The 8447-nt window shown below is 40.1% G+C and carries 9 protein-coding genes; 6 read left to right on the forward strand and 3 right to left on the reverse strand.

The window, feature by feature from the left end:
* The first annotated feature begins 55 nt into the window (after positions 1-55).
* The 6 genes from msbA to tcdA are packed head-to-tail and all read left to right on the forward strand — an operon-like array spanning position 56 to position 5177.
* Positions 56-1798 carry a lipid A export permease/ATP-binding protein MsbA gene (msbA, locus tag L1D51_RS09940; RefSeq protein WP_239963582.1) on the forward strand — a complete coding sequence of 581 codons (1743 nt, stop codon included), beginning with the start codon at positions 56-58 and terminating at the stop codon, positions 1796-1798.
* Positions 1798-2775: a tetraacyldisaccharide 4'-kinase gene (lpxK, locus tag L1D51_RS09945; protein WP_239963583.1), complete on the forward strand. Its 978-nt coding sequence runs from the start codon at positions 1798-1800 to the stop codon at positions 2773-2775. Before msbA ends, lpxK begins: the two co-directional genes overlap by 1 nt.
* Positions 2765-2962: a Trm112 family protein gene (locus L1D51_RS09950; RefSeq protein WP_036968654.1), complete on the forward strand. Its 198-nt coding sequence runs from the start codon at positions 2765-2767 to the stop codon at positions 2960-2962. Before lpxK ends, L1D51_RS09950 begins: the two co-directional genes overlap by 11 nt.
* Positions 2950-3705 (forward strand): 3-deoxy-manno-octulosonate cytidylyltransferase, encoded by a 756-nt coding sequence (gene kdsB, locus L1D51_RS09955; RefSeq protein WP_055021960.1) that lies wholly within the window; start codon positions 2950-2952, stop codon positions 3703-3705. Before L1D51_RS09950 ends, kdsB begins: the two co-directional genes overlap by 13 nt.
* A 2-nt stretch (positions 3706-3707) precedes the next feature.
* On the forward strand, positions 3708-4382 hold the full coding sequence (locus L1D51_RS09960; protein ID WP_054561574.1) for a TIGR01621 family pseudouridine synthase: 675 nt from the start codon (positions 3708-3710) through the stop codon (positions 4380-4382).
* Positions 4383-5177: a tRNA cyclic N6-threonylcarbamoyladenosine(37) synthase TcdA gene (gene tcdA / locus L1D51_RS09965; protein ID WP_054561573.1), complete on the forward strand. Its 795-nt coding sequence runs from the start codon at positions 4383-4385 to the stop codon at positions 5175-5177.
* A 3-nt stretch (positions 5178-5180) separates the two neighbouring features.
* On the opposite strand, the gene L1D51_RS09970 is transcribed toward tcdA, so the two are convergent.
* The 3 genes from L1D51_RS09970 to L1D51_RS09980 all read right to left on the reverse strand — a co-directional run bounded on the left by L1D51_RS09970 (position 5181) and on the right by L1D51_RS09980 (position 8220).
* Positions 5181-5594: a SufE family protein gene (locus L1D51_RS09970; protein WP_055197255.1), complete on the reverse strand. Its 414-nt coding sequence runs from the start codon at positions 5592-5594 to the stop codon at positions 5181-5183.
* Between the two features lie 13 nt (positions 5595-5607).
* On the reverse strand, positions 5608-6822 hold the full coding sequence (locus L1D51_RS09975; protein ID WP_239963584.1) for an aminotransferase class V-fold PLP-dependent enzyme: 1215 nt from the start codon (positions 6820-6822) through the stop codon (positions 5608-5610).
* A 111-nt stretch (positions 6823-6933) separates the two neighbouring features.
* Positions 6934-8220 (reverse strand): citrate synthase, encoded by a 1287-nt coding sequence (locus tag L1D51_RS09980; protein ID WP_054551373.1) that lies wholly within the window; start codon positions 8218-8220, stop codon positions 6934-6936.
* Positions 8221-8447: the final 227 nt, after the last annotated feature.

Consider the following 8447-nt stretch of genomic DNA (forward strand, 5'->3'; position numbering starts at 1 on the left):
TTGTTTTTACCCCCTAAAGGCTACAATAGTCGAAGTCTATGAATAAGAGAGTGTTATGGATCAAACTACATCCCAAATCTATAAGCGATTAATCAGTTATGTGGGTGATTATAAGTTAATCGCATTTTTCGCCATTGTAGGCATGATTGGCTATTCAGCCATGGATGCATTGTTTATCAATTTAATGAAGCCGTTCATTGATGAAGGTTTAAATGATCGTAACACTGATGTTTTAACTTATGCACCATTTGTTGTGATTGCATTGGTATTAGGTCGTGGCATGTTTAACTATATGTCGTCGTACTGTTTAAGTTATGTTGGCTCGCAAGTTGTAAGGACGTTGCGCCAACAATTATTCGAACATATTTTACATCTGCCGGTGTCCTTTCATGATAAAAATTCAAATGGCGATTTAATCTCTAAAATCACCTTTGATACTGAGCAGGTTCAACAAGCCATTACTAAAGCCCTATTAATTGTTGTTAGAGAAGGGGCCTTTGTTGTTTTCTTWCTATTTAATATGTTTTATACCAGTTGGAAGCTATCACTGATATTTTTAGTCATTATTCCGCTGGTGGCCGTGATCGTTGCCTTTGTATCGAAACGTTTTCGTATGATTTCGAAAAAAATCCAATCTGCTATGGGACAAGTAACTCGCAGCTCAGAGCAAATGCTATCTGGTCACAAGGTGATTCATGGTTTTGGTGGTCAACAGCAAGAGATATCACAATTCTCGGCTATTAATAATCATAATCGTCAGCAGCGCATTAAAATGGATGCAACTAAAGCGTTAAGCGTTTCTGTTATCCAAATTTTGGCAGCAAGCGCGATGGCCGTGATTTTATGGGTTGTGTCTATGCCGTCGATGATTGATACCATCAGTTCAGGTGACTTCGTATTACTTATTTCATCAATGATGATGTTATTACGCCCACTGAAGCAACTTTCTAACGTTAATAGCGATTTACAACGTGGTATTTCGGCAGCGCAAAGTATCTTTTTAGTACTTGATGAAGAAGTAGAAAAAGACACTGGCACTTACAGCGTTGACAAAGTAACTGGGAAAATTGAAGTGAACAATGTGACCTTTAAATACCCAACGAAAGATGAGCCTGTATTAAAGAATTTATCACTTTCGATTAATGCCGGCGAAAGCATCGCATTGGTTGGCCGTTCTGGCTCAGGTAAATCGACCATCTCAAATTTATTACCGCGTTATTATGAGCTTGAAGGTGACAGTGAAATTTTGCTTGATGGCGTCAACATCGCTGATTACAAACTGACAGACTTACGTAAGCAATTTGCACTCGTTTCACAGCAAGTGGTTTTATTTAATGACACCATAACGAATAACATTTGCTATGGCCTCGACCGCGAATTAACAAACGAGGAGTTAATGGCCGTTGCCAAGCAAGCCCATGTTTGGGAGTTTGTTAAAGACTTACCAGAAGGTTTAGATACCATGGTGGGTGAAAACGGCGTTATGTTGTCAGGCGGCCAGCGTCAGCGAATAGCCATTGCACGTGCAATATTAAAAGATGCCCCTATTTTGATTCTAGATGAGGCGACATCTGCACTTGATACTGAATCTGAAAAACTAATCCAGCAAGCACTTGATAGCTTAATGAAAGAAAAAACATCGATTGTGATAGCACACCGTTTATCAACAATAGAAAACAGTGATTGCATTTATGTCATCGACCATGGTCAAGTTATCGAAAAGGGCACACATAGCGAGCTGCTTGAAAAAGACGGTACCTATAGTGCGTTATGTAAAATGCAGTTTGGTGAGCAATAGTGAGTGTTATTGAAAAAAGCTGGTATAAAAAGCCAGGATTAATCAGTGTTTTACTGTTTCCTTTCAGTGTGCTTTTTTGGCTAATCTCAACACTTCGCGCTTTGTTTTATAAGCTTAATATTCTAAAAGCATTTAAAGCGCATCTTCCTGTCATTGTTGTTGGTAACATTAGTGTGGGTGGAAACGGCAAAACGCCATTTGTTATTTGGCTCGCTGAGTACTTACAGCAGCAAGGTTTAAAAGTGGCGGTGATCAGTCGTGGCTATGGTGGTCAGTCTGATTCGTATCCTTTGTTAGTGACTGAACATACGAGTACAGCGCAAGCTGGTGACGAACCTGTACTTATTAAACGCCGCCTAGGTTGTGTTGTAATGGTTGGCCCTGACCGACAAGCGAGTATAAAAAAATTAGAGCAACATGATATCGATGTCATTATTTCTGATGATGGCATGCAGCATTATAAAATGGCGCGTGATATCGAATGTTGTATCGTTGATAGTGAACGCCAATTTGGTAACGGTTTATTAATGCCTGCAGGTCCACTTCGTGAAACCAAAGCGCGCTTAAAATCGGTTGATTTAGTCATAGAAAATGGTGGCAACGCTCAAAGCCGCTATGATTTAACATCAAGCCCATTTCGAACCGTAAGTAATTCAGAACTTGCCAATTCAGTTCAAGATAAAGGCCATGCGGTCAGTGCTATTGGTAACCCCAAACGCTTTGAAATAAGTCTTGAGCAGCAAGGGATTAACTTACTATCGACTCATCATTTTCGTGATCATTATGCCTACCAAGCTAATGACTTTATCCATTTTGCAGATGACGCTGTATTTATGACAGAAAAAGATGCAGTTAAATGCTTTAGTTTTGCTAAACCAAATTGGTATTATTTACCTGTTGATGCAAAGCCAACAGCAGCAGTTATCGAAAAACTTAATTTATTATTAAAACAAAAAGGGATCCTCAATGGCCTTTGATACAAAATTACTTGAAATTATCGCTTGCCCAGTGTGTAAAGGTAAACTACGTCTTGATAAAGAAAATCAAGAGCTTATCAGTACTGCTGCGAAACTAGCGTACCCAATCAAAGACGATATCCCGGTGCTTTTAGAAAATGAAGCCCGTGAATTAAGCCAAGAAGAGGTTGATAAGTGGAATTCGTAGTCGTTATCCCAGCTCGCTACGCATCGACGCGTTTACCAGGTAAACCACTTGCTGATATTTGTGGTAAACCAATGATCCAACATGTTTATGAAAAAGCGGTTGCTTCAGGTGCTTCACAAGTTTATGTAGCGACTGATCATCAAACAGTGTTTGATGCAGTAAAGAAGTTTACTGATAATGTATTGATGACACGAGAAGATCACCAATCAGGCACAGAACGTTTAGCTGAAGTTGTTGAACAGTTAAAACTTGAAAGTGACACTATTGTTGTCAACGTGCAAGGTGATGAGCCTTTATTGGCAAGCGAAAATGTATCTCAAGTTGCCATGCTACTTGCTGATTCTGATGCACCAATGGCGACTTTGAGCACCAGCATTGATGAGATTGATGATATATTTAATCCCAATTGCGTGAAAGTCATTAACGATGCAGACAACAACGCACTGTATTTTTCGCGTTCGCCAATCCCTTATCATCGTGATGCGATGATGAATGATGACCGAGATAAGCTAAATCTTGCTGATTTTGCGCGCCATATTGGTATTTATGCTTATCGTGCTGGCTTTATTAAGGACTACATCGAATTACCAGAATCTCGATTAGAGCTTTTAGAGTCATTAGAGCAGCTTCGCGTACTTTATCATGGTCACAAAATTAAAATCGCAAAAGCTCTGTGTGCACCGCAAGCAGGCGTAGATACCCCTGAAGACTTAGCGCGCGTTATTGCAGTGCTTGGCAACTAAAAATGCATGATGTAAACAATGTTCATCTTCATGCCAGTGAAGATGACTTCTTTGTTTTTTATAAACCAGCAGGTGTGAGCTTTCATAGTGAACAATGTGCTGGTTTTGTCGTACTTGCTGAAGAGCTTGTTAATGAGAAGCTCTATCCGGTTCATAGGCTAGATAAAGTAACATCAGGTTTAATTATATTAGCCCGTAACAAAGAAGCAGCAGCCGAATTCACTTCGCTATTTTCTGATCAAAAAATAAATAAGTTTTACCTAGCCGTAAGTGATGCTAAGCCTAAGAAAAAGCAAGGTTGGATAAAAGGGGATATGCAGAAAAGTCGTCGTGGTGCATTTAAGCTGTTAAAGAGCCAAACAAATCCTGCTATCACACGCTTTTACTCAAAAAGTATTCGACCAGGGCTTCGTGCATACTTGTTAAAGCCATTCTCTGGTAAGACACATCAGCTTAGAGTCGCGATGAAAAGCTTAGGCGCTCCAATTCTAGGTGATAGTACGTATGCTGGTAGTAAAGACGAGCGCACAAACTTGCATGCCTATGCACTACAATTTAGCTATAAAGAGCAGCTTAAAGAGTATCGATGTGATTACACTTTAGGTACTCATCTTAATGAAGTTTTTAACTCAGACGAATTCAAAGAGTGGACAGCTCCTTGGACGTTGGATTGGTAAATGAAAGAAACAACACAAGACATTCGTTTTGGTGGCATTAAACGTTTATATGGTCATCAACAATTTGATTGGTTACAACAAGCACATTTTTGTGTCATTGGAATTGGTGGCGTAGGTAGTTGGGCTGCTGAAGCATTGGCTCGAACGGGTGTAGGGCAACTAACCCTCATTGATTTAGATGATATTTGTGCAACCAATGTTAATCGTCAAATTCATGCTTTAACTGGCACCGTAGGCGAAGCAAAAGTAGAAGCGATGAAAACACGTTGTGAGCTTATAAATCCAGATATCAAAATTAATGTTATTGACGATTTCATCACGCTAGATAACATTCGTGAGCATATTCAAGGTTTTGACTATGTGATTGATTGTATTGATGCTGTAAAAGAAAAAGCTGCGCTTATTGCTCACTGTAAACGCATAAAACTACCGGTTATTACAACCGGAGGCGCAGGCGGGCAAACCGACCCTAGTCAAATCAGTTTTGGTGACGTTGCAAAGACAACCCATGATCCATTGCTTGCAAAAGTACGTTATATTTTGCGAAAACAGTACAACTTTAGTAGCAATCCAAAGCGAAAATTTAACGTTGATTGTGTTTATTCAACAGAGCAGCTTGTATATCCAACCTCTGAAGGTGAGGTTTGCCAAGCAAAACAAGGTGCAGATGGTTCAATGAATATGGACTGTAATAATGGTTTTGGCTCTGCAACTATGGTGACAGGCAGCTTTGGCTTTTTTGTTGCAGCCAAAGCGATTAGAAAATACCTCGATAAAAAACAGCGTAGTTTATAAAACTTATTGTTTTTGTTTAGCCATGGTTTGAATTTTATCAACCATGGCTTTAATACCATTACCACGAGAAGGGCTCAAATGGCTAATTAGACCGAGTCGTTCAAATTCATCATAGGCATTAATTTGCGCTGCTTGCTCCGGTGTTAGACCATTGTATAAGGCTAAAATTAAAGCCAATAGTCCTTTAACGATGCGAGTATCTGAATCGCCCGCTAATACCAGGCTGTTTTCTGTATGATCAAAGTCGATATATAGCCAAACTTTACTTTCACAGCCTTTAACTAGGGCATCATCTACTTTGAGCACTTCAGGCATAACAGGTAATTGCTTACCTAAGAGCATTATTTGGCGATATTTTTGCTGCCAGCCAGCAGCTGTTTCAATGTTTTTACTAACGGATTCAAACGCTGAATTCATAACTTATCCAAAATTAATCTAATAACTCGATACTACTTTTAACAGCACTGATAAAGGAATCTACATCAGCTTTATTGTTATATAACGCAAAACTTGCTCGTACAGTTCCTGGTATACCTAAATGGCTCATTATAGGTTGCGTACAATGATGACCACTTCGCACGGCAATGCCAAATCCATCAAGTAGGGTGGCTAAATCAAACGGATGTTCATCGCGATAATTAAAACTAATGTTACCGATGTTATCTGTTTGGTTTGAATAGATATTAATACCATCAATAGCTGATAATTGTTTTATCGCATAGTCAAAAACTGTATGCTCATGTTGACGCATTTGCTGAAAATCTAACGATGTTAAATAATTTATTGCCTCACTAAAGGCAATGACACCTGCAATATTGGGTGTTCCTGCTTCAAATTTACCCGGTGCATCACGAAAAGTGCTGTGTGTTAGGCTCACTGTTTCGATCATTTCGCCACCGGTTTGATATACATCCAGCGAATTTAACAGCTCAAATCGACCATAAAGGCCTCCTAAACCTGTCGGCCCGAGCATTTTATGGGCAGAAAATACGTAAAAATCACAGGAAATCTCTTGTAAATTAGGGCGTAAATGCATCGATGCCTGCGCACCATCAACAACAGAAATAGCATTAATGGCTTTACATGCGCTAATGATTGGCGCTAAATCAGTGATGTTACCAAGGGTATTTGATGCATGGGTAATAGCGACTATTTTAGGCTTTTGTTGCTTGATAAATTCACTACAGTGCACGCTATTAATAGTTAAATCATTTTCTATCGGCAAAATAATGACTTCTGCACCGGTACGCTGAGCTAGCTGTTGCCAAGGGACGATGTTAGCGTGATGTTCAATAGCAGATAGGGCAATTTTATCGCCAGGATTGAGCCTCGAAGCCAGACCATTTGCGATTAAATTAATCGATTCGGTTGCCCCTTTGGTCCACACTATCTCATTATTTTTTACAGAAAAATAATCTGCAAGTAGCGTTCGTGTATGCTCATATTGGCGTGTCGCGTTTTCACTGAGTGTATGGCGGCCGCGGTGCACATTGGCGTTCTCGTGGCTATAAAAACGGCTAAGAGCATTAATAACTGCCTGTGGTTTTTGCGAGGTAGCCGCAGAGTCTAAATACACCAAAGGCTGCTCATTGACTGTTTCATTCAGTATTGGAAAGTCAGCACGTATTTTTGTGATATCGAACATGAAAGGCCTTAAGCTACAAGAATGCGACGATTTTAATTACTTTGCACAAATAGACAAGTGCAGGGCAACAAAAAAGGCCGCATAGCGGCCTTTTTTAAACGCAAATTCGTATTAACGCTTGTCTGTTGGTACGTAATCGCGTGAAGTTTCACCAGTGTATAACTGACGAGGACGGCTGATCTTGTGACCAGGTTGAGAAAGCATCTCATCCCAGTGAGAGATCCAACCAACAGTACGTGACATTGCAAAGATTACAGTGAACATGCTTGTTGGAATACCGATTGCTTTTAAGATGATACCTGAGTAGAAATCTACGTTAGGGTAAAGTTTCTTCTCAACGAAGTATGGGTCTTCAAGTGCAATTTGCTCAAGCTTCATAGCGATATCAAGAAGTGGATCTTGAATGTTTAGCTCAGCAAGTACTTCGTGACATGTTTGACGCATTACTGTCGCACGTGGGTCGAAGTTTTTGTATACACGGTGACCAAAGCCCATAAGACGGAAAGGATCAGACTTATCTTTTGCTTTAGCAACGTACTCGTCGATACGGTCAACAGAGCCGATTTCTTCTAACATGTTAAGACATGCTTCGTTAGCACCACCGTGCGCAGGGCCCCATAAAGATGCGATACCAGCCGCGATACACGCGTAAGGGTTAGCACCTGAAGAACCAGCTAGACGAACAGTTGACGTTGATGCGTTTTGCTCGTGGTCAGCGTGAAGCATGAAGATTTTGTCCATTGCTTTAGCAAGAACAGGGCTTACTTTGTATTCTTCAGCTGGTACTGAGAACATCATGTGTAAGAAGTTTTCAGCGAAGCTTAAGTCGTTACGCGGGTAAACAAACGGTTGACCTACATTGTATTTGTAAGCCATCGCAGCGATAGTTGGTAATTTAGCAACTAGCTTGATTGCGCTTGTTTTACGTTGTGTTGCGTCAGTGATGTCTAAATCTTCGTGGTAGAAAGAAGAAAGAGCACCTACAACACCACACAGCATTGCCATTGGGTGAGCGTCAAAGCGGAAACCTTGGAAGAAGTTTGCGATTTTAGTATCAAGCATTGTGTTGTGCGTGATTTCTTGAGCAAACGCTTCGTATTGTTCTTTAGTCGGTAATTCGCCGTTTAATAGTAAGTAGCAAAGCTCGATGTAGTTTGATTCATCAGCTAATTGCTCGATTGGGTAACCACGGTGTAATAAAACACCTTTGCCGCCATCGATGTAAGTGATTGAAGATTCACAAGAACCGGTCGACATGAAACCTGGGTCGTAAGTGAAGTGACCGTGTGAGCCTAACGTACGTACGTCGATTACATCTTGGCCAGCAGTGCCTTGGTAAATTGGAAGTTCGATTGGATCAAGACCATCAATATGGACCGTGGCTTTCTTATCCGCCATCTATTTATCTCCTATTAAGATAACAACTCTGATTGTTATGTTCTGAATCTGTTTAAGCACATTCTTTTCATTTTAACGTGAAAGAGGGGTATAAAGTCAATTTTTATAAACATTATGCACAGATGGATAATAAATATTCTGCCAGGATTAAATATTATACTATTGGCTAATTCGCAAACGTCTCTTACTAAACAAGAATTGTAAAAAGACCTTTGGCTATATATACT

The organism is Pseudoalteromonas shioyasakiensis, assembly GCF_022398475.1.
Taxonomy (GTDB): Bacteria; Pseudomonadota; Gammaproteobacteria; order Enterobacterales; family Alteromonadaceae; genus Pseudoalteromonas.

Excerpts from the sequence above, each read along its gene's own strand:
- L1D51_RS09950 (WP_036968654.1), top strand. The coding sequence starts at position 2,765 with ATGGCCTTTGATACAAAATTACTTGAAATTATCGCTTGCCCAGTGTGT.
- L1D51_RS09960 (WP_054561574.1), top strand. The coding sequence starts at position 3,708 with ATGCATGATGTAAACAATGTTCATCTTCATGCCAGTGAAGATGACTTC.
- tcdA (WP_054561573.1), top strand. The coding sequence starts at position 4,383 with ATGAAAGAAACAACACAAGACATTCGTTTTGGTGGCATTAAACGTTTA.
- L1D51_RS09970 (WP_055197255.1), bottom strand. The coding sequence starts at position 5,594 with ATGAATTCAGCGTTTGAATCCGTTAGTAAAAACATTGAAACAGCTGCT.
- L1D51_RS09975 (WP_239963584.1), bottom strand. The coding sequence starts at position 6,822 with ATGTTCGATATCACAAAAATACGTGCTGACTTTCCAATACTGAATGAA.
- L1D51_RS09980 (WP_054551373.1), bottom strand. The coding sequence starts at position 8,220 with ATGGCGGATAAGAAAGCCACGGTCCATATTGATGGTCTTGATCCAATC.